This window comes from Pectobacterium atrosepticum (assembly GCA_019056595.1).
GTDB lineage: Bacteria > Pseudomonadota > Gammaproteobacteria > Enterobacterales > Enterobacteriaceae > Pectobacterium > Pectobacterium atrosepticum.
In genome coordinates this window covers 3,178,879-3,203,062 of the sequence record CP036163.1, presented here as the reverse complement: position 1 = coordinate 3,203,062, position 24,184 = coordinate 3,178,879, and the positions used below count along the sequence as shown (strand labels likewise).

Sequence of the window (24,184 nt, the reverse complement as noted above, 5' to 3'; positions counted from 1 at the left end):
GGTTAACTCAACGTGCTGGATAGAATAAAAGTTTGTTTTACCGAGAGTATTCAAACGCAGATTGCAGCGGCAGAAGCCTTGCCTGACGCCATTTCCCGTGGCGCCATTGCGATGGTGCAATCTCTGCTGAACGGCAACAAGATTCTATGCTGCGGTAACGGAACATCGGCAGCGAATTCGCAGCATTTTGCCGCTAGCATGATTAATCGCTTTGAAGCCGAGCGCCCCAGCTTACCGGCAATCGCACTTAATGCAGATAATGTGGTCTTAACTGCGATAGCCAATGACCGCCTGCATGAAGAGATCTATGCCAAACAAGTCAGAGCGTTAGGTCAGGCAGGCGACGTCTTACTGGCAATTTCAACCCGTGGCAACAGCCGCGATATTGTTAAGGCCGTAGAGTCAGCTGTTACCCGCGACATGACGATTGTCGCGCTGACCGGCTACGATGGCGGAGAACTGGCCGGGTTGCTCGGGCCGCAGGATGTGGAAATTCGCATCCCGTCACACCGTAGCGCCCGTATTCAGGAAATGCACATGTTGACAGTAAATTGCCTGTGCGATTTGATTGATAACACACTTTTTCCACACCAGAACGATTGAAGGAGCACTACATGAGGATAAGTTCTGCATTTGCCGTGCTGTCTATCGCCCTGCTGCTACAAGGCTGTGTCGGGGTTGTTGCTGTTGGCAGTGCTGTGGCAACCAAAACAGCCACTGATCCGCGTACGGTAGGCACGCAGGTTGACGATGGCACACTGGAAGTCCGCGTGACGAATGCAATCAGCAAAGACGAGCAGTTGAAAAAAGATGCCCGTATCATTGCGACGGCTTATCAGGGGAAAGTATTGTTAACCGGACAGACACCAAGCACCGAAATGGCAAGCCGGGCTAAGCAAATTGCCCTCGGCGTGGAAGGTGCGGTCGAAGTCTACAACGAAATACGTCAGGGTACTCCGGTTTCAATGGGAACCGCCTCCATGGATACCTGGATCACCACCAAAGTTCGCTCACAAATCTTGGCAAGCGACACGGTTAAATCCTCTAACGTAAAAGTCACCACGGAAAATGGCGAAGTCTTCCTGTTAGGTTTGGTGACACAGCGTGAAGGCACCTCCGCCGCAGAAATCGCCAGTAAGGTCGGCGGTGTGAAGCACGTGACAACGGCCTTTACCTACCTGCAGTAACGTTGTTATCTCTTTACGTTGTTGATGCTTTAAAAACAAAAAACCGCTGATATCTTAATCAGCGGTTTTTTGTTTTCTGCTCTTTTTATCCCGGATCGAGGAGGCGTATCCTTACCCGATGGAATCAGCGTGCCACGGAATTACTACTTAGCTGGATTAAGCAGCCAGAGTGAGCGGCGAGTTTCAACGCTGATATGACTCGGTTCTTTATCCCGCGCACTCGCCTCGCCAGTAAGCAATTCAGCAAAGCCAGCCTGCTTGATTTGCGTCTGGTAACGCAGCGTTTTCAAACCCCGATCTGCCTGCAATAACAAAGGGATAAGACGGTTGCTTTGTCTGTCCATCGTCTTACGCGGCCACGCTTTATTTTCATCCAGATACGGTGCCATAAAATCCAGCGCCTTTATCACACTGCTTCCTTTCGGCGTTTGGTACTGCCAGATATTTTCCCCGACACGGGAAGCCAGGATAGCCATATCCGTTATCGCCTGAAGGTTAAAATAGCTGTAATGAAAAGAGCGGGTACGCGCTAGCTCTTCCGGCTGAGCGCCGTCTGGTTGAAACTGGTGATCCAATTTTTCCCGTTGCAACTGCGCCATGGATTTCACCACGTCGATTTTCCCCAGATACCAGGCGATACCCGCGACCTGTACGGTATACCAGCTACCGTGATTGTTCTTGGCAGTCGCCTCTTTTTTCCCCAGCTTGCTAGTCTGTAGCCAGTGCAGATAATCGCTCATCCATTTCTGCATTTGCTGCTCATCCTGCGCTGTCCAGCCCGGAGCATGGCGCAACATAATCAGAGAATCGACGATACGGGTGGAAAAATAACGTCCGTCCAATACACCCGATCCCCTGCCCGGCGCAATGCCCGGCACGCCCTGCGCAAAATCGAGATTAGGGTTCATGCGCGTAGCGGGGTCAATAAACCAGGTACGGATCATCGACATTGCCTTATCGGCATAAACCTGTTTGCCAGAGAAATACCATGCCAGCGTCAACGCCTGCGTTTGGGCGGTGAATTTCGCCAGACGGACACCATCGGTCTCTTCATCCTTGCTGGCAGGGTTTACCTGCCCATCACGACGAATCCAAGGCAAACCATCAGCTTTGTCGGGATCGGGCCACCAGTAGGCGCTGAGGCTCAAATAATCATGCTTTGAACCACTGGGTGGCGTGGATTTCTTTTCCGTCACACTAGGGTTATCAATTTTCAACGCACGATCGGCTTCCGAAATAAGCTGCTCATACGCCATTCGCGTCTGCGGCTTTTCCGTTTTCTGCTGTAGCTGCTGCTTTACTGCGGATAGCTGGGGCTGTTGCAAGAAGGCGTAGGGATTATCGGAGGATGACGTTTTAAGCTCTGTGCCCGCTCGGGCAACAGAGGCCATACAACACAGTACAACCAGTAAACCTGACCAATGACGTAACCGCATACTTTCTCCTGATGTCGAAAACACGACCGTTAACGCGAAAACTTCTCGGTATACTAAACGAACAAGACGTCTTAATTCAGATTGTTATCTCGCAAAAACGCGTCGCCGCCCATCTGTCGCATCTGGCGTAAAATCCACTGCTGACGTTGAATAACGTAGCCGGAAGGCGCATTCGCACGAAAGCGAATAGGGTTTGGCAGCACCGCCGCCAGCAACGCGGATTCGCTTGCCGTCAACTTGCTGGCAGATTTATTGAAATAACGTCTGGCAGCCGCTTCCACACCAAAAACCCCAGGGCCAAATTCGGCGATGTTGAGATACACGGTAAGAATTCGCCGTTTTGTCCAGACCAGCTCAACCCCGGTGGTAATGCCCGCCTCAAGCCCCTTACGCACCCAGCTACGCCCATCCCACAGAAACAGGTTCTTCACCATCTGTTGCGACAGCGTAGACGCACCGCGAACCCGCTGTGTATTACGTTCGTTGTGTTTCAATGCCTGACCAATCGCATCAACATCGAAACCCCAATGCTGAGGAAATTTTTGGTCTTCCGCCGCCATCACTGCCAGCGCCATTGCTGGTGCGATATCGTCCATTGCCACCCAGTCTGAATGGGCAACATAGGAGAATTCGCCTTTCAGCCATGCGCTGACCTGCCTGTCGACCATTACCGCTGAGAACGGTACGGGCAGAAAGGAAAACAGCAGGATACCAGCCAGCCACGCACCGATGACAACCAACACACTCCGAACAATCAGACGCTTAAGCCACGTGAGTAAGCCTCCAACACGCCCTCGGCTCCACCTCATTCGGTGAGAGCCAATACGCGAGCAACGAGCTTATCAATGCCTTGTGCCGCTTCGCTGATAGAGCTAGCCAGCATATAGGCTGGTGTCGTCACGATTTTATGTTCCTCATCCACCACGATATCATCGACCGGACAAACGACGTGGATACCGCCCATCTCTTCGACAGCTTCAGCAGTATCAATATCGTTACCAATGGTTACGCGAACGGGTATCCCCAAGATCGTCGGCAGCAACGCGGGCGAGATGCAAATAAAACCAATTGGTTTATTTTGCTTATAAATTTCCTGTGTGAGCAATTGCAGCGTTTCATCAATCTGACAGGCCGATCCCTGCGTGGAAAAGTCGCTTAAGTTCTTCGCAGCGCCAAAACCACCAGGCACAATCAGCGCATCTAAATCTTGTGCATTTGCTGTAGAAAGCGGCTGGATTTTTCCTCTGACGATCCGTGCTGATTCTGCTAAAACGTTGCGATTCTCACCAGTTACGTCACCTGTCAGGTGATTAACCACCTGTAATTGCGGTTTATCTGGCGCAAAGCAAACTGCTTGCGCACCTGCGCGATCTAGCGCAAGTAACGTCAATACGGCTTCATGAATCTCGGAACCGTCATAAACACCACAGCCACTAAGGACAATGCCGACTCGTTTCATCATCTTTTCCCTCATTTCATTACATCAACTAATTGATTTTTTAATTGACAAACACTAATCTACATCACACATTTTAATGATTCTTGTAACAAAGATTTCTACATTTGCTATTTTGTTGCTTGATGAAGATGTACAGTAGCTGGGTTTTAGTTGCTGTTGTAAGTTGTAGTGTTAAGACACGAATATCCGCACTTGCGAGTTTACAAACCCTGAGATCTAAATGCAGGTGCATGTTTTCCCTGGTGTTGGCGCATAATTCGCGCACCCCGGCTTCGGCCGGGGTCATTTTTTTCTACCGTATGAAAACGTGCAAAGCCCCGCATTCCCTATCCTCCTTCAATCGTAAACACCGCTCAATCTGACGTCGTTCTGCATTTTTTGCATGATATCGCGTGATACGAAAAAATTTTTCTAACCATTTTACTCACCACATCCTTGTGGCCACAGCAGACAGAATCAGCACAAAGACCGTATCAGGACTCTTTCTCTGCTTTTGCTACCCAATCACGCAGTACCTGAACGTCATGACGCCAGTCGTGCTTAAGCTCATCGATCCACTCCTGCACGTTATCCCACCATGCTGGTAGCGATGAGGTCTGAATCTGCTGGGCGATTTGTTGCAGATGCCGTAACCCGACGGAGCCCGCAGCCCCTTTAATTTTGTGCCCTTCTTCCGTAATGCCTTTCTGGTCACGCGCCGTCATGTTGGAATCCAGAATCGCCAGATAACCCGGCATCATCTGTTCAAACATTTCCAGACTTTGGTGAATCAATTTCGGCCCCACCAAATCCAGGTACTGTTCCAGCATCGGGATATCCAGCAGATCTTCTTTTGCCTTTGCCATTTCATCACCTTCTTCAACCACTGACTCTTCCGTCCACACCGTGTGAGTATCCCAGTGTTGTTTGATAACAGCCGTCAACGCTGGCACCGACAGCGGTTTACTAAGCACGTCATCCATACCCGCATCCAGATATTCGCGTTTATCCTTCAGCACGTTCGCCGTCAGCGCCACCAGCGGCGGCAGGCTGCGCTTGCCATAGCGCGAACGTAGCTGACGCGCCACGTCCAGCCCAGTCATATCCGGCAGTTGGATATCGAGTAACACCAGATCGAATTCATCGGGATCGAACATATCCAGCGCTTCCTGCCCAGTCATCGCGACATCCACGCTATTACCCAGCTTTTCAAGCACCGAGCGCGCAACCACCACGTTGAGTTCGATGTCCTCAACCAGCAGAACGTGCAACGCAGGTAGCGGCAAATCATCGTCGTCTTCCAGGCCGCTTCCCGCTTCATCGGCGCTCGGCGCAATCACCGTCAGGGTGAAGCAGGAGCCCTTACCTTGCGAACTGGAAACATGGATATCGCCGCCCATGTTCTGTGCCAGACGCTTCGACACCGCCAGACCGATTCCCGAACCCGTTGCTGGCTTTCCACCGTGCTGGTCTTTGACCTGATAATACATGGCGAAGATTTTTTCCAATTCATCCGCCGGGATACCCATCCCAGAATCTTCAACCTCGAAGCGCAAGCGATCGCCCTTTTCATGCCAGACGCGCACCACAATTTCGCCCTTTTCGCCTTTCTCACCCTTCGGCGTAAATTTCACCGCGTTACTGAGCAGGTTCCACAGAATCTGCCGCAGGCGTGTTCCGTCAGTAATCACTTTCTGCGGCAGAGGCTGGTGCTGATCCATAATCAGCTTCAGGCCTTTCTGTTCCGCCAGCAGGCCACCGAGGTTCTCCAAATCCACCAGAAAACCGGTGAAATCGATCGGCTGGTTATCCAGTTGCACCTTGCGGCGCTCCTGTTTATCCATCTCAATCACGTCGTTAAAAATATTGCCCAGCGTAATCGCGCTGACGTGGATAGTTTTCAGGTATTTTTGCTGTTCAGGGTCAAGTTGCGTATCCAGCAGGATTCGACTTAACCCGACAATGCCATTAAGCGGCGTACGAAGCTCGTGGCTGATTGTTGAGATAAAAGTGGTCTTATCCCTACTGGCGTTCTCTAACGCGTCCTGGTAACGCTTACGCTCCGTTATATCGCGTCCAAACCCCATCAGCCCGTGACGTTTGCCCATCCGGTCATAAAACGGCACTTTGCGCAGCTCAAAACAGGCTTTACGCCCATCGGGATAAACCAGCCACTGCTCATAGGTCAGAGAAACGTTGTGGCGGAACACTTTTTCGTCCGTCTCCATCACTTTCTCAGCAATATCGGGGGCGTAAACATCCTGCGGCGTCAAGCCGATGAGCTGCTTCTGGCTTTTACCTACCAGCAGTTCCATCGCGCGGTTGCAGCCGGAGAATTCTTTTTCTTCGTTACGGTAATAAACCAGATCCGGCGAGGCATCGAGGAACGAGCGCAGCAACGCAGATTGCTGCTCCAGCTCAATCTGCGCCTGTTCGCGACGGGACATCTCTTCTTTGAGCCGGCTCATCACCAGCACACGGGCCTCTTCCGCTTTGATACGGTCGGCAATTTCCTGATTGAGCTGCGCGATGTTCTCCTGAAGCTGCACATTCAGCTCCAGATCCCGATGACGCATCTCTTCCAGTTTCGCTACCAGCTTCGACAGCCGCTGACGCGACTCTTCAAGCTGTTCCACCACCACGGAGAGAAAATAAACGGCCCAGGGCGTAATTAGCAGCCCGAAGAAAATGGAGCGGACGACGTCGATATTTTCGACTTCCCCGCTGAGCAATAGGGTGACCGCCATTTGTACTACCATCGCCAGCAGCACCAATACCGAGGCTAGCAGCAGTGAAAAACGGACAAGCCCCAGTTTTACCATCAAATCAACATAGTACTGAGCCAACAGACGAATTTGCTTCATAGCGATTTCCCTTAGTCACCGACCGGCGCATCATAACGCAAAATAGCGACTTATACGGTGCGGCTCCGTAGATTCACAACACGAAATATCGGGGTCTACCGTTCGTGCCTTTTGACGCATTACACATGATGTATTACACACCAGCATAGCGGTAGGGCATGCCGAGCGCGGAACCCTGTACACCATGCGTTTGCAGATAGCGGTCCAGTTCCACCATGCCCGTCCAGCGATTTTCACACCAAAGCGGTGCTAGCAGAGTCGGACGTCGAGCGCTGGCGGAAATGCGATGATAGATGACATCCGGCGGCGTATGGCGAATCATCTCTCCCGCCGTCTCCACATAGCGATCCAGCGCCAATTCGGGCAACCTTCTGGCTCGCCAGGCTTTCGCCATCGTACTGCCTTCCACAATATGGAGAGGGTGAAGCTTAATGCCTTCTACCCCAGTCTCGACGACCTGCTCCAGCGTCGTTAAACAGCGCTGTGCATCTTCTCCCGGTAACCCCACAATCAGATGGCTACACACCTTCAAGCCGCGTTCGCGCGCGCGGCGGGTAGTTTCCTGATAGCAGGCGAAGTCATGTCCACGATTAATACGATGCAGCGTTTTGTCACAGGCACTTTGCAGCCCGAGTTCCAGCCAAACCTCATAACCCCGATCGTGATAACGGGACAGCAAATCCAGCACCGCATCTGGCACGCAGTCGGGACGAGTCCCCACACAAAGTCCTACCATTTCAGCCTGCTTCAGCGCTTCCTGATACATGCTTTCCAGAACCTGAACCTCGGCATAGGTGCTGGTATACGCCTGAAAATAAGCCAGATAACGCTTGGCCCGATTCACCTTTCCCGCTTGCGCTTTCAACTGCTGCGCAATACTGCGTTGCTGCATCTGCTCATCGGCAAACGAAGCGACATTACAGAACGTACACCCGCCTCGCCCCAGCGTGCCATCACGGTTAGGGCAATTAAAGCCACCGTGCAGCGTCAGCTTGTGGATCTTCTCGCCATAGCGACGTTGAAGATTTCCGCCAAACATATTGATTAATTTTTGCAATTGCATATTCTAGCCTGCTCCCTTGAGGAACAGCAGACTACCTTTCTCTTGCCCCCTTCGCGATGACCGCGATCAATCACACACATCCCAATGAAATGCATTTTTATTCGCTTTTAGTGAAAATAAACTCACGTCCGTGCTAATTAATTTTTCTTATCCCGTATGCTGGCTTAATGAAAAGATGAAGCAATACTTAAAAATAGTTTCATAAAATCTAAAAGTAGTCATATACAGCAGAATATTCTAGAACGTAGAAAGAACGTAGCATGGAGAAGGGTTATCACGCTTTCGCATAGTGATACAGCTCACATTTTAATTAAATACCACATTCGCTTTTCGAGATGGTTTTTCTAAAAAAATCATTACGTTTCATAGGTATAATTAAAAATTATCGCTTATCAGCACATTTTGCACTGGTATTTGACCTGAACAGGGTTTCTCGCTAATTTGGGAATCCGCTGGAAGCTTTCCTGACGGGTTCACGACTCGTCATATTTATGCAGTAAATGAAGACTCCCTCTAAAAACAAGTCATTTACCACTTGTGAGACCGTCACGAGAGGCCGAAGAAGAGAGCGCAATACTAGCCGCTCGACGCCACGGTGCTTTCTCGCAGTAGGTTGTGAGAGTCACACAGAGCCTGGGGAGGTTCACTAATATGTTGTATGATGCATCCCAAGAGAGAGATAACTGTGGTTTCGGATTAATCGCCCACATAGAAGGTGAGCCGAGCCATAAAGTAGTGCGTACCGCCATTCACGCACTCGCACGCATGCAGCACCGTGGCGCAATCCTTGCTGACGGCAAGACTGGCGACGGCTGCGGTTTATTACTTCAGAAGCCCGATCGTTTCTTTCGTCTGGTAGCGGAAGAACATGGCTGGCGTTTAGCCAAAAACTACGCTGTTGGCATGATGTTTCTCAATCAAGACGAAGAGCTGGCTCGCGCCACGCGTCGGATTGTAGAAGAAGAGTTGCAGAATGAAACGCTGTCCGTGCTGGGCTGGCGTGAAGTTCCGACTAACCCGGATGTGCTGGGTGAAATTGCCCTGTCATCTATGCCGCGTATTGAGCAAATTTTCGTTAACGCCCCGGCAGGCTGGCGTCAACGCGATATGGAACGTCGCCTATTCATGGCGCGTCGCCGTATCGAAAAACGTATCGAAGACAAAGAGTTCTACGTTTGTAGCTTCTCCAATCTGGTCACGATCTATAAAGGTCTGTGCATGCCTGCGGATCTGCCACGCTTCTACCTCGATCTGGCCGATCTGCGTCTGGAATCGGCAATTTGCCTGTTCCATCAGCGCTTCTCAACCAACACAGTACCCCGCTGGCCACTGGCACAGCCGTTCCGCTATCTGGCGCACAACGGCGAGATCAACACCATCGCCGGTAACCGCCAATGGGCACGCGCGCGTGCTTATAAATTCAAAACTCCGCTAATCCCGGATTTGCAGGACGCTGCGCCGTTCGTCAACGAAACCGGCTCCGACTCCAGTTCGTTGGACAATATGCTGGAGCTGTTCCTGAGCGGTGGGATGGATATCATCCGCGCCATGCGCCTGCTGGTTCCGCCAGCCTGGCAGAACAACCCGGATATGGATCCTGAACTGCGCTCCTTCTTCGACTTTAACTCCATGCACATGGAGCCGTGGGATGGCCCAGCCGGTATCGTCATGTCCGACGGGCGCTATGCTGCTTGTAACCTGGATCGTAATGGCCTGCGCCCCGCGCGTTATGTCATCACCAAAGACAAGCTAATCACCTGCGCGTCTGAAGTCGGTATCTGGGATTATCAGCCGGATGAGGTGGTTGAAAAAGGCCGCGTTGGCCCTGGCGAGCTGATGGTGATCGACACCCGCAGCGGCCGCATCCTGCACTCTGCCGAAACTGATAACGATCTGAAAAGTCGCCATCCTTACAAAGAGTGGATGGAGAAAAACGTTAAGCGTCTGGTACCGTTTGAAGAGCTGCCAGATGAGCAGGTTGGCAGTCGTGAATTCAACGATGAGCTGCTGGAAACCTACCAGAAACAGTACGGTTACAGCAGTGAAGAACTGGATCAGGTCATCCGCGTACTGGGCGAAAACGGTCAGGAAGCCACTGGCTCTATGGGCGACGACACGCCGTTCGCCGTGCTGTCCAGCCGTCCACGCATCATTTATGACTACTTCCGTCAGCAGTTCGCACAGGTCACCAACCCACCGATTGATCCGCTGCGCGAAGCACATGTGATGTCACTGGCGACCAGTATTGGCCGCGAGATGAACGTTTTCTGTGAAGCGGAAGGTCAGGCTCACCGTCTGAGCTTTAAATCACCAATCCTGCTTTACTCCGACTTCACACAGCTGACGTCGCAGGATGAGCTGCACTATCGCGCCGACACGCTGGATCTGACGTTTGATCCGTTGCAGCAAACGCTGCAACAGACCATCGAAAAACTGTGTGACGAAGCAGAAAGCAAAGTCAGAGACGGCGCCGTTCTGCTGGTGCTGTCCGACCGTGGCATTAGCGAATCACGCTTGCCCGTCCCTGCGCCGATGGCAGTGGGTGCCGTTCAGCGCCGTTTGGTAGAAAAGAGCCTGCGCTGTGATGCCAACATCATTGTTGAAACCGCCAGTGCACGCGACCCGCACCACTTTGCCGTGCTGTTAGGCTTTGGTGCGACAGCTATCTACCCTTACCTCGCCTACGAAACGCTGGCGCGGATGGTAGATAACCATACCATCGACAAACCTTATCGCGCCGTGATGCTGAACTACCGTAATGGCATCAATAAAGGCCTGTACAAGATTATGTCCAAGATGGGCATCTCGACGATTGCGTCTTATCGCTGTTCCAAGCTGTTTGAAGCTGTGGGTCTGCATAAAGATGTGTCGACGCAATGTTTCCTGGGCGTAGTCAGCCGCATCGGTGGAGCAAACTACAGCGACTTCGAACAGGATCTGCTGAACCTGTCCAAACGTGCCTGGCTGAAGCGCAAAACGCTGGAACAGGGTGGCCTGCTGAAGTTTGTACACGGCGGCGAATACCATGCCTACAACCCGGATGTCGTCACTACGCTGCAAACCGCGGTAAAAAGTGGGGAGTACAGCGATTACGAGCAATACGCCAAGCTGGTTAACGAGCGCCCAGTGGCGACGTTACGCGACCTGCTGGCACTGAAACCGCAAGAAGGCGCGGCCATCGCTATCGACAACGTTGAACCAGCTACTGAAATGTTCAAACGTTTCGATACCGCAGCCATGTCTATCGGCGCACTCAGCCCCGAAGCCCATGAATCGCTGGCAGAAGCAATGAACGGACTGGGTGGTTTCTCCAACTCCGGTGAGGGTGGTGAAGATCCTGCGCGTTACGGCACCAATAAAGTTTCCCGCATCAAGCAGGTCGCTTCTGGTCGTTTTGGTGTGACGCCAGCCTATCTGGTCAACGCTGATGTGATTCAGATTAAAGTGGCACAGGGCGCGAAGCCGGGCGAAGGGGGTCAGTTACCGGGTGATAAAGTCACGCCGTACATTGCCCGTCTGCGCTATTCCGTACCGGGTGTGACGCTGATTTCGCCACCGCCGCACCACGATATTTACTCTATCGAAGATTTGGCGCAGTTGATTTTCGATCTGAAGCAGGTCAATCCGAAAGCGATGATTTCGGTGAAACTGGTGTCTGAACCAGGCGTTGGTACTATCGCTACCGGCGTTGCCAAAGCCTATGCCGACCTTATCACCATCGCAGGTTACGACGGCGGTACAGGTGCCAGTCCGCTGTCCTCAGTGAAATACGCGGGCTGCCCGTGGGAGCTGGGTCTGGTTGAAACACAACAGGCTTTGGTATCCAACGGCCTACGTCACAAAATCCGCCTTCAGGTAGATGGTGGCTTGAAAACCGGTCTGGATATCGTCAAAGCGGCGATTCTGGGTGCGGAAAGCTTCGGCTTCGGCACCGGACCAATGGTCGCGCTGGGCTGTAAATACCTGCGTATCTGCCACCTGAATAACTGTGCAACGGGCGTTGCAACGCAGGATGAGAAGCTGCGCCGCGATCACTACCACGGCCTGCCTGAGCGTGTGACCAACTACTTCCACTTCATCGCACATGAAACTCGCGTGCTGATGGCAGAGTTGGGCGTCAGCCGTCTGGTGGACCTGATTGGTCGTACTGACTTGCTGGTTGAGCTGGACGGTTTCAGTGCTAAACAGAACAAGCTGGATCTGTCGCCGCTGCTGCACGCCGCACAGCCTCAGCCGGGCAAAGCGCTGTACTGCACTGAAAGCAACCTGTCGTTCGATAAAGGCTTGTTGAACAAAGAACTGTTGGCACAGGCACAGCCGCACATCGATGCGAAACAGGGCAAAGCGCTCTACTTCGATATCCGCAACACCGATCGCTCCGTCGGCGCGACGCTGTCTGGTGCAATTGCCGAAAAACATGGCGATCAAGGACTGGCTGGCGATCCGATTAAAGCTCACTTCTCCGGTACGGCAGGACAGAGCTTTGGCGTATGGAACGCAGGCGGACTGGAACTGAAATTAATCGGCGATGCCAACGACTACGTCGGCAAAGGTATGGCGGGCGGCAGTATCTCCGTACGTCCTCCGGTGGGTTCAGCCTTCCGCAGTCACGAAGCCAGCATCATCGGTAACACCTGCCTTTATGGTGCCACCGGCGGTAAGCTGTTTGCAGCAGGCCGCGCAGGTGAGCGTTTCGCCGTGCGTAACTCAGGCTGTATCACCGTGGTAGAAGGCATCGGCGATAACGGTTGTGAATACATGACGGGCGGAATCGTCTGCGTGCTGGGTCGTACCGGCGTGAACTTTGGTGCAGGCATGACCGGTGGATTCGCCTACGTGCTGGATGAAGACGGTGAATTCCGCAAACGCGTTAACCCAGAACTGGTAGAAGTACTGGATGTGGAAGAGTTAGCTATTCATGAAGAGCATTTACGTGGCCTGATCACCGAGCATGTACAGAATACCGGTTCACACCGCGGAGAAGAGATCCTCGCTAACTGGCCGATCTGGGCACCGAAGTTTGCTCTGGTGAAACCGAAGTCAAGTGATGTGAAGGCATTGTTGGGTCACCGTAGTCGTTCCGCAGCCGAGCTGCGGGTTCAGGCGCAGTAAGAGGTCATCATGAGTCAGAATGTTTACCAGTTTATCGACTTACAGCGCGTTGATCCGCCCAAGAAACCGCTGAAGATTCGTAAAATTGAATTTGTTGAGATCTACGAGCCGTTCTCAGAAAGCCAGTCCAAAGCCCAGGCAGATCGCTGCCTGTCATGCGGAAACCCTTACTGTGAATGGAAATGTCCAGTACATAACTACATCCCGAACTGGCTGAAACTGGCGAACGAAGGCCGCATTATCGAAGCGGCTGAGTTATCGCACCAGACTAACAGCCTGCCGGAAGTGTGCGGCCGCGTATGCCCGCAGGATCGTCTGTGTGAAGGATCTTGTACGCTGAATGACGAGTTCGGCGCGGTCACCATCGGCAACATCGAGCGCTATATCAATGATAAAGCGATAGAGATGGGCTGGAAGCCGAGCGTTGCCAACGTCATACCGACAGGCAAACGCGTCGCCATTATCGGCGCTGGCCCAGCAGGGCTGGCCTGTGCCGATGTGCTGGCACGAAGTGGCGTACAGGCCGTCGTTTTCGATCGTCACCCTGAGATCGGTGGCCTGCTGACCTTCGGCATCCCCTCTTTCAAGCTGGAAAAAGAGGTGATGGTGAAACGCCGTGAAATCTTCACCGAGATGGGGATCGAATTCCGTCTGAATACCGAAGTCGGCAAAGACGTACAGATGAAAGCGCTGCTGGACGAGTACGATGCCGTATTCCTCGGTGTCGGCACCTATCAGTCTATGCGTGGCGGATTGGACAATGAAGATGCTCAGGGCGTTTATGATGCTCTGCCGTTCCTGATCGCCAATACCAAGCAGTTGATGGGCTTTGAAGCCGCAGCAGACGAGCCTTACATCAGCATGCAGGGGAGACGCGTTGTCGTGCTAGGCGGTGGTGATACCGCGATGGACTGCGTGCGCACCTCAATTCGTCAGGCCGCAACGCACGTTACCTGTGCCTATCGTCGTGATGAAGAGAACATGCCTGGCTCCAAGCGCGAAGTGAAAAATGCACGTGAAGAAGGCGTCGAGTTCAAATTCAACCTGCAACCGCTGAGCGTCGAGGTCAATGGCGCAGGCAAAGTGTGCGGTGTGAAAATGGCGCGAACTGCACTGGGCGTACCTGATGCCAATGGACGTCGTCGTCCTGAAATCGTAGAGGGTTCCGAGCACGTACTGGAAGCCGATGCGGTCATCATGGCGTTCGGCTTCCGTCCGCACAAAATGGCGTGGCTGGCAGAACATGACGTCAAGCTGGACGATCAAGGTCGTATTGTCGCACCGGAAAGCTGCGATAACGCCTTCCAGACCAGCAACCCGAAAATTTTTGCGGGCGGCGATGCTGTACGCGGTTCCGATCTGGTGGTTACCGCCATCGCAGAAGGTCGTAAAGCCGCTGACGGCATCATGAACTATCTGGAAGTGTAGAAACGCACGACGTCTCCTGAGGGCAGGCTGGCTGCCCTTTTCTTTTTCCGGCTTTACCTTAAGCGTCCATTAGCAACTGATGGCAACCCACCTTGTTTCTTTTTTTAGAGTTTCACACCAAACGGGCTAATAAACCCTTCATCTTTCCACTCCGTTCTAAAGAACTTTTCGTAATAAATCCTGCAATTTCACGTGAAAGGCCTACACTTATCTCCGGCATTTACTTGTCTTTATTGAGATTGGATTTCATTAAGGAGGAAATATGACAGTCGAAGTGGCTCTTGTAACAGGAGGCGGTCAAGGTATTGGCCGTGCTATTGCTCTCAGACTGGCGGCAGATGGCTTTGCCGTCGCCATCGTGGACTATAACCAAGAAACAGCGCGTAGCGTGGCGCAGGAAATTGAAAAATCCGGCGGGCAAGCCATCGCACTACAGGCAGACGTCGCGGATCGTGAGGCCGTTTTCGCCGCCGTTGCAGAAGCCAAAAAGCGCTTTGGTGACTTTAACGTCATCGTCAATAACGCCGGTGTTGCTCCCTCAACCCTGATTGAAGATATCACGCCAGAAGTTGTTGATCGTGTTTATAACATCAACGTCAAAGGCGTTATCTGGGGAATTCAGGCGGCTCTTGATGCCTTTAAATCTCTGGGTCATGGCGGCAAAATCATCAATGCCTGCTCACAGGCCGGACATGTCGGTAATCCTGAGCTCGCCGTCTACAGCTCGAGTAAATTTGCGGTTCGCGGCTTGACGCAAACTGCTGCTCGCGATTTAGCGCCGCTGGGCATCACGGTCAATGGCTACTGTCCAGGTATCGTAAAAACGCCAATGTGGGATGAAATCGATCGGAAGATCTCTGAGTCCGCAGGAAAACCGCGTGGCTATGCAACGGAAGAATTCGCCAAACGCATCACACTAGGTCGTTTATCCGAACCAGAAGATGTTGCCGCTTGTGTCTCCTATCTGGCCAGCCACGATTCAGATTATATGACAGGACAGTCGTTACTCATTGATGGCGGAATGGTGTTCAATTAACGGCATATTTTGCTAACGATACGAAATAAGAAAGGGCACTGTTAAAGTGCCCTTAGGAACGGATTATTTTACGACCCGTAGCGATGGTCTGCCACCTTTAGGCGGCGGTGGTGGTTCGTCATCAGAACCGGAACCATCGTCAGGTGCTTCAGAATCAGGTGAGCTATCGACAATCGACATGACCGTCCCTGAAGAGGGCGCCCCTTCTTGAAAGCCTTCATATTCACCTGCAGACTCATAAGCAGGTTCGGACTCAAACATCGTTCCAGCTCCGTTCTCACGTGCGTAGATCGCCATTACGGCCGCCATCGGCACATGAACCTGACGCGGTACGCCGCCAAAACGAGCATTGAAACGAACGCTGTCATCAGCTAACTCAAGGCCACCAACAGCGCGCGGTGCAATATTCAGCACGATCTGGCCATCACGGGCGAACTCCATCGGTACCATAACATCCGGCAGAGTGATATCGACTACCAGATGAGGCGTTAATTGGTTATCCAGCAACCAATCATAAAAAGCCCGTAATAAATACGGACGACGCGGAGACAGTTGAGACAACGCCATACAGTTTAACCTCGGGTTTGCAAACGCATTTCACGTTCTACTTCCGTCAGGGAAGCCAAGAACGCATCACGCTCAAAGACGCGTGTCATGTAGCCTTTCAGCTCTTTCGCGCCCGAACCACTCAGTTCAATACCTAACTGCGGCAGACGCCACAGCAGCGGAGCCAGATAGCAATCCACCAGGCTGAACTCTTCGCTCATGAAATAAGGCGTTTCATTGAACACTGGGGCAATTGCCAGCAGTTCTTCACGCAGTTGCTTACGCGCTGCATCCGCTTCCTGAGCGTTGCCATGCGTCATTTTCCTAAGCAAAGAATACCAGTCGCTCTCAATGCGATGCATCATCAGGCGGCTGTTACCGCGCGCAACAGGATAGACAGGCATTAACGGCGGATGAGGGAAACGTTCATCCAGATACTCCATGATAATACGTGATTCATAGAGCGTCAGTTCGCGATCGACCAGCGTCGGCACGGAACCATAAGGATTGAGGTCAATAAGATCCTGAGGCAGATTATCCATGTCCACCAGCTCAATCTCGACACTCACACCTTTTTCCGCCAATACAATGCGGACCTGATGGCTAAAAATGTCGGACTGACCAGAAAACAGCGTCATTACCGAACGTTTGTTGGCAGCGACAGCCATGAAAACCTCCAAGTTTATTGAGAATAATATGGCGAATAACCACGCAGTGAATAACCTGCAAACCGCTATTCGAAATTCTGCTCGCCAATGTGTAAACATCGCCTGATAAAATCCATCGTTTTAAACAGCTACGCGATAGCTGGCACACAGGCATAAAATCGGCTAATAGCTTATCAGATTTTGTTCGTTTTGTGGGGGCATAAGCGCAACTTCATCGCTAACATACGGAAAGTAAAACGTATATTTCGAGGAAATTATTTTTAGACATAAAAAACCCGGTGGCAAGCACCGGGTTTTTTGCATTGATTTCGCTGCAATGCAGCCAGAAATTAACGCTTGGAGAACTGAGGACGACGACGTGCTTTACGCAGACCGACTTTCTTACGTTCAACCTGACGAGCATCACGAGTAACGAAACCAGCTTTACGCAGTTCGCCACGCAGGGACTCATCATACTCCATCAGAGCGCGGGTGATACCATGACGGATCGCACCAGCCTGACCAGAGATACCACCACCTTTAACGGTGATGTACAGATCAAATTTACCAACCATGTCGACCAGTTCAAGCGGCTGACGAACTACCATGCGGGCAGTTTCGCGACCGAAGTACTGTTCCAGACTACGCTGGTTAATAACGATGTTACCGCTGCCCGGTTTGATGAACACGCGAGCGGCGGAGCTTTTGCGGCGACCAGTGCCGTAGTATTGATTTTCAGCCATTGCCTATAATCCCGATTAAATGTCCAGAACTTGCGGTTGCTGTGCCGCGTGATTGTGCTCGGTGCCCGCGTAAACTTTCAGTTTACGGAACATAGCACGACCCAACGGGCCCTTCGGCAGCATGCCTTTAACCGCGATTTCAATCACACGCTCAGGACGGCGGGCAATCATCTCTTCAAAGGTCGCTTGTTTAATACCACCGATGTGACCGGTGTGATGATAATAAATCTTGTCAGTACGCTTGTTGCCAGTTACAGCAACTTTGTCAGCGTTCAGAACGATGATGTAATCACCCGTATCAACGTGCGGGGTGTATTCCGCTTTATGCTTGCCGCGCAGACGACGAGCCAGTTCAGTAGCGAGACGGCCTAAAGTTTTACCGTTCGCATCAACAACGTACCAGTCACGTTTTACGGTCTCTGGTTTAGCTGTAAAAGTTTTCATTAAAAGCTTACCCAATAATTAGTTACACGTTGGTGAACACCCTAACGCTCGAAAACAGTTGAGGCTCACACGACCATCAGTCCAGCAAACCTACCCCTTCGAATAGCCAATGCCGGCACTATAAAGTTTTTGGGAAAAAAACTTTGTTGTAACGTGGGGTCGCAAGATTATAGAGAAGTCATTCTCAAAAATCGACCTTTTTTCACACGTAAATGACGAAAACTACAGCCTGCGTTATGCCAAATGTGGCTGCCGTAGGTACTCTTCGCTTTGCATTTCCTGTAAACGGGATAAACAGCGCTGATATTCAAATTTCAAGTGCTCTCCCTGATAGATATCAAACATCGATGCCTGTGCAGAGATAATCAGTTTGATGCGGCGATCGTAGCACTCATCTACCAGCGCCAGAAAACGGCGAGCGGTGTTCTCTTCTTTCGTTTCCATCACCGTCACATTGTGCAACAGCATCGTGTGGTAGAGGCGCGAAAGCGCGATGTAATCATTCTGGCTGCGCGCCTCTGTACACAGCGTGTGGAAATCGGCTGCTAGCACGCCGTCACTCACGCCGAGTGTCGCTAGCGGACGATGATTGACTTCCAGCACCGGTCCCGGCGTCTGCAATTTCTTGCCAGTCAGACGAGTAAACATCTGCTGCATCGCGGCACTCGTCTCTTCATTCAGCGGCGAGAGATAAAGGTGTGCCTGTGTCAGCGTACGCAGACGATAATCGACACCCGCATCGACATTACGTACTTCACAGTGCTGTTTAATCAACTCAATCGCAGGAATAAAGCGCGCGCGTTGTAATCCATTGCGATAGAGATCGTCCGGCGGAATATTCGATGTCGCCACCAGCGTAATACCACGGGCAAACAGCGCACGCAGCAGTTCAGCCAACAGCATCGCATCGGTAATGTCAGAGACGAAAAACTCATCAAAGCACAACACATCAGTTTCGGCTTTGAAGCCGTCAGCCACTTTCTCCAGCGGATTTTCCTGCCCCTGAAACTGGTTCAGCTCTTCATGTACCCGCAGCATAAATCGATGGAAATGGAGACGCATCTTACGTTCGGCAGGCAGGCTATGGAAAAACATATCCATCAGCCAAGTTTTACCACGCCCGACGCCGCCCCACATATATAGCCCTTGAACCGGCTCAGACTCGCGTTTATCACGCAGTCCCAGCCAGCTACGCCACTTACCCACACGACCAGACGCTTCCACATCGTCATCAGCAGCACGTTCGCATAGTGCCTGATGTATCGCTTCCAGACGCACAACAGTTTGCCGCTGCACCTCGTCCGGTTGATATTCACCGGCGGAAAGTGCCTGTTGGTAAAGCGCCAAGGGTGTTGTTTGCTGCCGTGTTGTCTGTGGAGTAGCCATCGCAATCCCTGAGAAAAAAGTTAGTCGTGTTTTGCTGTGTGTTGCCGTCGATTTAAGCCGTAATCGTCGCAGTTAACAACCTTGATGTCTGCGGTGAATCAACATTCCCCTCAGTCATCGAGCATCAGGATTCCACTCGGACAAGGTTAACGGTTATAGTGACTATTATTAAGTGAAAAACCCCTACGGGACAACGACGTCAAAATAGGAGCTATTATGACTTGGGAGTATGCGCTGATAGGTTTAGTTGTCGGTATTATTATTGGTGCTGTAGCCATGCGCTTTGGTAACCGTAAGCTGCGGCAACAGCAGGTATTGCAAAATGAGTTGGAGAAAAGCAAAACCGAATTGGAAGACTATCGTCAGGAATTGGTCGGACACTTCGCCCGCAGTGCGGAGTTGTTGGATAACATGGCGGATGACTATCGTCAGCTTTATCAGCACATGGCGAAAAGCTCCAATAACCTGTTACCTAACGTTCCCGGCCAGGATAATCCGTTTAAATACCGTCTGACCGAGTCAGAAGCGGATAACGATCAGGCACCGGTGAACATGCCACCACGCGATTATTCCGATGGTGCGTCAGGTTTGCTACGGGGCGAGCGCCCGCTCCGTAAATAATATCAACTAATATACCCTAGACGTGAGGCTTTCTGGCCTCACGCTTTCCTTCCCTTGTTCTACGCTTATTAAGACGCGCATCTACCCTATCACGCACCATAAAAAGCGATAGTTACAATCTGCTGACGAAACAGCAGTGAACTTTACACATTGATCGCCAGTCTGACTCTTCACCGTTTCTTTAAGTTTATATATCATCGTTTTATTCATCCGTAGGCCGTGAGAGAGTTAATAACAATGAAAAAAACGTCATTATTATTTAGTGCACTGGCAATGAGTATAGGTTTGACCCTGTCCACGCTTCCCGCAGCGAATGCTGCGCTACCTTCCGTGGTTCAAGGGCAACAAACGCCAAGCCTGGCCCCAATGCTGGAAAAAGTCTTACCAGCTGTCGTCAGCGTGCATGTTGAAGGTACACAGGTACAGCGCCAGCGCGTACCGGAAGAGTTCAAGTTCTTCTTTGGGCCAAATTTCCCGACGGACAAACAAAATTCTCGTCCGTTTGAAGGGCTGGGTTCCGGCGTGATTATTGATGCAGCAAAAGGGTATGTGCTCACCAACAATCACGTTATCAATAATGCCGACAAAATTCGCGTCCAGCTTAATGACGGGCGTGAATATGATGCGAAACTGATTGGTCGCGACGAGCAGACCGATATTGCCCTGCTACAGCTGAATGACGCCAAAAACCTAGTATCCGTAAAAATGGCGGATTCCGATCAGTTGCGCGTCGGTGATTTTGCCGTTGCCGTGGGTAACCCATTCGGCCTCGGCCAGACCGCGACATCCGGCATTATCTCTGCACTGGGACGTAGCGGCCTGAACCTTGAAGGGCTGGAAAACTTCATCCAGACCGATGCTTCTATCAACCGCGGTAACTCCGGCGGTGCGCTGGTTAACCTCAACGGCGAACTGATCGGTATCAACACCGCGATTCTGGCTCCGGGCGGAGGAAACATCGGTATCGGTTTCGCCATCCCCAGCAACATGGCTCAGAATCTGGCGCAGCAGTTGGTTGAATTTGGTGAAGTTAAACGCGGGCTGCTGGGTATTAAAGGCAGCGAGATGACGTCTGAGATGGCGAAAGCCTTCAACGTCGATGCACAGCGCGGCGCTTTCGTCAGCGAAGTCTTACCGAAATCTGCCGCGTCCAAAGCGGGTATCAAGGCTGGCGACGTGTTGACTACTCTGGATGGTAAACCGATCAGCAGCTTTGCAGAACTGAGAGCCAAAGTCGGCACCACCGCGCCGGGCAAGACCGTGAAAATCGGCCTGCTGCGTGATGGTAAACCACAGGAGGTTTCGGTGGTGTTGGATAACAGCACATCGGCATCGACCAGCGCCGAAACGCTTTCACCGTCATTGCAGGGTGCATCGCTGATCAATGGTCAATTGAAAGATGGCAGCAAAGGCGTGCAGATTGATAACGTCGCTAAGGACACGCCTGCTGCGCAGGTTGGTCTGCAAAAAGGCGATATCATCATTGGCGTAAACCGCGAGCGCATTGAAAACATCACGCAACTGCGCAAGCTGCTGGAAGCGAAGCCTTCCGTTCTGGCACTGAACATCGTCCGTGGCGAAGAAACGATCTATCTGCTGCTACGTTAATCGCTTGTCGTTTTTTACGACAGCCTAACCAGCCAGAAAATCGCTGATGTTAAAAAATCGGACACCGAGCCATGCGGTGTCCGAACTTCTCGTGATATCCTCACCCTACCTCCCTTTTTCCACAGTAAATCACGGCCATGCTTGCTAAGTTATTACGTTCAGCGCTATTTGGTGCCCTCGTTGCCGGTATTATTCTGGCCGTACTCCCGTTTGTCGGGTCTGGCACGTCGTTTCTGAAAAGCAATGACAGAAATACTGATGGTTCGCCCGTAAGCTACCATCAGGGCGTCAACCGTGCGACTCCTGCTGTGGTTAACATTTATAATCGGGTTGCCAATACGGAAAAACCCAGTGAAGTCGCTATTCATCCTCTGGGTTCTGGCGTCATCATGAATGAAAAAGGGTATATTTTAACCAATAAGCATGTGATTAATAACGTGCAGCAGATCCAGATAGAGCTATCAGATGGTAGGTTGTACGAAGCCCGCGTAATCGGTTCCGATTCCCTAACCGATCTGTCTGTGCTGCAAATTGATGGCGTTAATCTGCCCGTCATTCCCATGAATCCAGACCGTCTCCCGCACGTCGGCGATGTCGTGATGGCGATCGGCAACCCTTATAATCTGGGGCAAACCGTCACACAGGGCGTCATCAGCGCCACCGGCCGCGTCAGCCTCAGCGCTTACGGCCAGCAAAGAAGCCAGGTAGGACGCCAAAATCTACTGCAAACCGATGCGTCAATTAACCACGGGAACTCCGGCGGTGCGCTGGTCAACACGCTCGGTGAACTGGTCGGTATTAATACCCTCTCTTTTGATAAAAGCAGCAATGGCGAAACGCCGGAAGGTATTAGCTTCGCAATTCCTGTGGCGCTGGCTACCAAGGTGATGGGCAAACTGATTCGCGATGGTCGCGTGGTGCGCGGCTATATTGGCATCAACGGCGTACAGCTCGAAAATTTTGAGAACAGTACGTTAACCAACAATCGTGATGCACAGGGTAGATTGACCGGTATTCTCGTCCAGACTATCGATCCAGGCGGTCCGGCGGATAAAGCGGGTATCCACATCGAAGACGTCATTGTTAGCGTGAACAATAAACCTGCACGCTCGATTATCGAGACCATGGAACAGGTTTCGGAAATACGCCCCGGTACCGTCATTCCTGTCACGATTGAGCGGGCTAATAAGCAAATCACGCTACAAATGACGATTCAGGAATTCCCGACCCAATAGCGGCATGCAAAGTCGGTTGATAAAAGTCACATCGGCGGGCAAACAAGAAACCGGGTGGGAAACCACCCGGCTGACAAACATGATTATGAAGATAAACAGGCGAAGCGCTTACTCGTGCTCTTTAACACGCTCGATGTTCGCACCTAATGCACGCAGCTTATCTTCGATACGGTCATAGCCACGATCGATATGATAAATACGATCCACTGTCGTCACACCTTCCGCGATACAACCGGCTAACACCAGACTGGCCGACGCACGTAAGTCGGTCGCCATCACCTGCGCACCCGACAGCTTATCTACGCCGTGGCAAATCACCGTATTGCTCTCAATCTCCGCCTGTGCGCCCATACGGATAAGCTCAGGCACATGCATGAAGCGGTTTTCAAAAATAGTTTCGGTAATCACACCTGTACCTTCCGCGACCAGATTCAGCAGGCTGAACTGCGCCTGCATATCGGTCGGGAATCCAGGATGCGGCGACGTGCGAAAGGTAACTGCTTTCGGACGCTTACCGTGCATATCCAGGCTAATCCAGTCTTCGCCGACTTCGATATCCGCGCCCGCTTCGCGCAGCTTAGCTAATACCGCATCCAGCGTATCAGGACGGGTATTGCGGCAGATAATCTGACCGCGTGATACCGCAGCCGCAACCAGGAATGTCCCGGTTTCAATACGGTCAGGCACAACGCGATACACGCCGCCGCCCAGACGCGCGACGCCTTCAATAGTGATTTTATCGCTGCCTGCACCGCTGATTTTCGCACCCAGCGTATTCAGAAAGTTTGCCGTATCGACAATCTCCGGCTCACGCGCGGCGTTCTCAATAATCGTGGTGCCTTCCGCCAGCGTTGCCGCACTCATGATGGTTACCGTGGCACCCACACTCACCTTATCCATCACGATATGCGCGCCTTTCAGGCGACCATCAACCGTTGCTTTTACATATCCTTCTTCCAGTACGATCTGCGCGCCGAGCTGCTCAAGGCCGTAAATATGCAAATCTACCGGGCGCGCGCCAATCGCACAGCCGCCGGGCAGCGATACCTGTCCTTGCCCAAACCGTGCCACCAGTGGCCCTAAAGCCCAGATGGAGGCACGCATGGTTTTCACCAAGTCGTACGGCGCGCAAAACACGTTTACATCGCTGGCATCCACGTGGACGGAACCGTTACGCTCAACGCGCGCACCCAACTGACCAAGCAGCTTCATGGTGGTATCAATGTCACGCAGTTTCGGTACGTTCTGAATCTCTACCGGTTCCTCTGCGAGTAACGCAGCAAACAGGATTGGCAACGCAGCATTCTTGGCGCCGGAAATAGTCACTTCCCCCGCCAAGCGGGTTGGGCCCTGAACACGAAATTTATCCATAGTCTTTGTATCTCGATGT

General features: G+C 51.9%; 19 protein-coding genes. 8 read left to right on the top strand and 11 right to left on the bottom strand.

Annotated features, from left to right (window positions below):
* Nucleotides 1-12 precede the first annotated feature (12 nt).
* Nucleotides 13-603 (top strand): DnaA initiator-associating protein DiaA, encoded by a 591-nt coding sequence (gene diaA / locus DCX48_15245; GenBank protein ID QXE15758.1) that lies wholly within the window; start codon nucleotides 13-15, stop codon nucleotides 601-603.
* 11 nt (nucleotides 604-614) lie between these two features.
* A complete protein-coding gene (yraP, locus tag DCX48_15240) occupies nucleotides 615-1,187 on the top strand; it encodes a divisome-associated lipoprotein YraP (GenBank protein QXE15757.1) in 573 nt (190 codons plus the stop codon).
* Between the two features lie 143 nt (nucleotides 1,188-1,330).
* On the opposite strand, the gene DCX48_15235 is transcribed toward yraP, so the two are convergent.
* The 5 genes from DCX48_15235 to DCX48_15215 form a co-directional block, all read right to left on the bottom strand.
* The gene (locus DCX48_15235) at nucleotides 1,331-2,623 is read right to left on the bottom strand and encodes an alginate lyase (protein QXE15756.1); all 1,293 of its coding nucleotides are present in this window, start codon (nucleotides 2,621-2,623) and stop codon (nucleotides 1,331-1,333) included.
* 71 nt (nucleotides 2,624-2,694) lie between these two features.
* A complete protein-coding gene (locus DCX48_15230) occupies nucleotides 2,695-3,432 on the bottom strand; it encodes a monofunctional biosynthetic peptidoglycan transglycosylase (GenBank protein QXE15755.1) in 738 nt (245 codons plus the stop codon).
* The gene (gene elbB, locus DCX48_15225; protein QXE17264.1) at nucleotides 3,429-4,082 is read right to left on the bottom strand and encodes an isoprenoid biosynthesis glyoxalase ElbB; all 654 of its coding nucleotides are present in this window, start codon (nucleotides 4,080-4,082) and stop codon (nucleotides 3,429-3,431) included. Before elbB ends, DCX48_15230 begins: the two co-directional genes overlap by 4 nt.
* A gap of 473 nt (nucleotides 4,083-4,555) precedes the next feature.
* Nucleotides 4,556-6,925, bottom strand: a complete 2,370-nt coding sequence (arcB, locus tag DCX48_15220) for an aerobic respiration two-component sensor histidine kinase ArcB (protein ID QXE15754.1) — start codon at nucleotides 6,923-6,925, stop codon at nucleotides 4,556-4,558.
* 133 nt (nucleotides 6,926-7,058) lie between these two features.
* A complete protein-coding gene (locus DCX48_15215) occupies nucleotides 7,059-7,988 on the bottom strand; it encodes a TIGR01212 family radical SAM protein (protein ID QXE15753.1) in 930 nt (309 codons plus the stop codon).
* Between the two features lie 651 nt (nucleotides 7,989-8,639).
* Here DCX48_15215 and gltB point away from each other — a divergent pair.
* The 3 genes from gltB to DCX48_15200 all read left to right on the top strand — a co-directional run bounded on the left by gltB (nucleotide 8,640) and on the right by DCX48_15200 (nucleotide 15,564).
* Nucleotides 8,640-13,100, top strand: coding sequence for a glutamate synthase large subunit (gltB, locus tag DCX48_15210; GenBank protein ID QXE15752.1), 4,461 nt, complete (start codon nucleotides 8,640-8,642; stop codon nucleotides 13,098-13,100).
* A gap of 9 nt (nucleotides 13,101-13,109) precedes the next feature.
* The gene (locus tag DCX48_15205; protein QXE15751.1) at nucleotides 13,110-14,528 is read left to right on the top strand and encodes a glutamate synthase small subunit; all 1,419 of its coding nucleotides are present in this window, start codon (nucleotides 13,110-13,112) and stop codon (nucleotides 14,526-14,528) included.
* 262 nt (nucleotides 14,529-14,790) lie between these two features.
* Entirely contained in the window at nucleotides 14,791-15,564 is a 774-nt protein-coding gene (locus DCX48_15200) for a (S)-acetoin forming diacetyl reductase (GenBank protein QXE15750.1), read from the top strand.
* A 63-nt stretch (nucleotides 15,565-15,627) separates the two neighbouring features.
* On the opposite strand, the gene sspB is transcribed toward DCX48_15200, so the two are convergent.
* From sspB to DCX48_15175, 5 genes are all read right to left on the bottom strand, one after another.
* Nucleotides 15,628-16,131 (bottom strand): ClpXP protease specificity-enhancing factor, encoded by a 504-nt coding sequence (gene sspB, locus DCX48_15195; protein QXE15749.1) that lies wholly within the window; start codon nucleotides 16,129-16,131, stop codon nucleotides 15,628-15,630.
* Nucleotides 16,132-16,136: 5 nt separating this feature from the next.
* Nucleotides 16,137-16,778, bottom strand: a complete 642-nt coding sequence (locus tag DCX48_15190; GenBank protein QXE15748.1) for a stringent starvation protein A — start codon at nucleotides 16,776-16,778, stop codon at nucleotides 16,137-16,139.
* Between the two features lie 329 nt (nucleotides 16,779-17,107).
* The gene (locus DCX48_15185) at nucleotides 17,108-17,500 is read right to left on the bottom strand and encodes a 30S ribosomal protein S9 (GenBank protein ID QXE15747.1); all 393 of its coding nucleotides are present in this window, start codon (nucleotides 17,498-17,500) and stop codon (nucleotides 17,108-17,110) included.
* A gap of 15 nt (nucleotides 17,501-17,515) precedes the next feature.
* Nucleotides 17,516-17,944 carry a 50S ribosomal protein L13 gene (locus DCX48_15180; protein QXE15746.1) on the bottom strand — a complete coding sequence of 143 codons (429 nt, stop codon included), beginning with the start codon at nucleotides 17,942-17,944 and terminating at the stop codon, nucleotides 17,516-17,518.
* Nucleotides 17,945-18,178: 234 nt separating this feature from the next.
* Nucleotides 18,179-19,330, bottom strand: a complete 1,152-nt coding sequence (locus DCX48_15175) for a cell division protein ZapE (protein QXE15745.1) — start codon at nucleotides 19,328-19,330, stop codon at nucleotides 18,179-18,181.
* A 216-nt stretch (nucleotides 19,331-19,546) separates the two neighbouring features.
* Here DCX48_15175 and DCX48_15170 point away from each other — a divergent pair, with 216 nt between their 5' ends.
* The 3 genes from DCX48_15170 to degS all read left to right on the top strand — a co-directional run bounded on the left by DCX48_15170 (nucleotide 19,547) and on the right by degS (nucleotide 22,794).
* A complete protein-coding gene (locus DCX48_15170) occupies nucleotides 19,547-19,951 on the top strand; it encodes a DUF1043 family protein (protein ID QXE15744.1) in 405 nt (134 codons plus the stop codon).
* 237 nt (nucleotides 19,952-20,188) lie between these two features.
* The gene (gene degQ / locus DCX48_15165) at nucleotides 20,189-21,559 is read left to right on the top strand and encodes a serine endoprotease DegQ (protein QXE15743.1); all 1,371 of its coding nucleotides are present in this window, start codon (nucleotides 20,189-20,191) and stop codon (nucleotides 21,557-21,559) included.
* A 137-nt stretch (nucleotides 21,560-21,696) separates the two neighbouring features.
* The gene (degS, locus tag DCX48_15160) at nucleotides 21,697-22,794 is read left to right on the top strand and encodes a serine endoprotease DegS (protein ID QXE15742.1); all 1,098 of its coding nucleotides are present in this window, start codon (nucleotides 21,697-21,699) and stop codon (nucleotides 22,792-22,794) included.
* 108 nt (nucleotides 22,795-22,902) lie between these two features.
* On the opposite strand, the gene murA is transcribed toward degS, so the two are convergent.
* Entirely contained in the window at nucleotides 22,903-24,165 is a 1,263-nt protein-coding gene (gene murA / locus DCX48_15155; GenBank protein ID QXE15741.1) for a UDP-N-acetylglucosamine 1-carboxyvinyltransferase, read from the bottom strand.
* Between the last annotated feature and the right edge of the window lie 19 nt (nucleotides 24,166-24,184).

What these genes read in the sequence shown, in the direction of transcription:
- DCX48_15180 (QXE15746.1), bottom strand. Translation starts at nt 17,944, where the DNA reads ATGAAAACTTTTACAGCTAAACCAGAGACCGTAAAACGTGACTGGTAC.
- degS (QXE15742.1), top strand. Translation starts at nt 21,697, where the DNA reads ATGCTTGCTAAGTTATTACGTTCAGCGCTATTTGGTGCCCTCGTTGCC.
- DCX48_15205 (QXE15751.1), top strand. Translation starts at nt 13,110, where the DNA reads ATGAGTCAGAATGTTTACCAGTTTATCGACTTACAGCGCGTTGATCCG.
- sspB (QXE15749.1), bottom strand. Translation starts at nt 16,131, where the DNA reads ATGGCGTTGTCTCAACTGTCTCCGCGTCGTCCGTATTTATTACGGGCT.
- arcB (QXE15754.1), bottom strand. Translation starts at nt 6,925, where the DNA reads ATGAAGCAAATTCGTCTGTTGGCTCAGTACTATGTTGATTTGATGGTA.
- murA (QXE15741.1), bottom strand. Translation starts at nt 24,165, where the DNA reads ATGGATAAATTTCGTGTTCAGGGCCCAACCCGCTTGGCGGGGGAAGTG.
- degQ (QXE15743.1), top strand. Translation starts at nt 20,189, where the DNA reads ATGAAAAAAACGTCATTATTATTTAGTGCACTGGCAATGAGTATAGGT.
- DCX48_15200 (QXE15750.1), top strand. Translation starts at nt 14,791, where the DNA reads ATGACAGTCGAAGTGGCTCTTGTAACAGGAGGCGGTCAAGGTATTGGC.
- DCX48_15215 (QXE15753.1), bottom strand. Translation starts at nt 7,988, where the DNA reads ATGCAATTGCAAAAATTAATCAATATGTTTGGCGGAAATCTTCAACGT.
- DCX48_15235 (QXE15756.1), bottom strand. Translation starts at nt 2,623, where the DNA reads ATGCGGTTACGTCATTGGTCAGGTTTACTGGTTGTACTGTGTTGTATG.
- DCX48_15190 (QXE15748.1), bottom strand. Translation starts at nt 16,778, where the DNA reads ATGGCTGTCGCTGCCAACAAACGTTCGGTAATGACGCTGTTTTCTGGT.
- elbB (QXE17264.1), bottom strand. Translation starts at nt 4,082, where the DNA reads ATGAAACGAGTCGGCATTGTCCTTAGTGGCTGTGGTGTTTATGACGGT.
- gltB (QXE15752.1), top strand. Translation starts at nt 8,640, where the DNA reads ATGTTGTATGATGCATCCCAAGAGAGAGATAACTGTGGTTTCGGATTA.
- DCX48_15230 (QXE15755.1), bottom strand. Translation starts at nt 3,432, where the DNA reads ATGAGGTGGAGCCGAGGGCGTGTTGGAGGCTTACTCACGTGGCTTAAG.
- DCX48_15170 (QXE15744.1), top strand. Translation starts at nt 19,547, where the DNA reads ATGACTTGGGAGTATGCGCTGATAGGTTTAGTTGTCGGTATTATTATT.
- DCX48_15175 (QXE15745.1), bottom strand. Translation starts at nt 19,330, where the DNA reads ATGGCTACTCCACAGACAACACGGCAGCAAACAACACCCTTGGCGCTT.
- yraP (QXE15757.1), top strand. Translation starts at nt 615, where the DNA reads ATGAGGATAAGTTCTGCATTTGCCGTGCTGTCTATCGCCCTGCTGCTA.
- DCX48_15185 (QXE15747.1), bottom strand. Translation starts at nt 17,500, where the DNA reads ATGGCTGAAAATCAATACTACGGCACTGGTCGCCGCAAAAGCTCCGCC.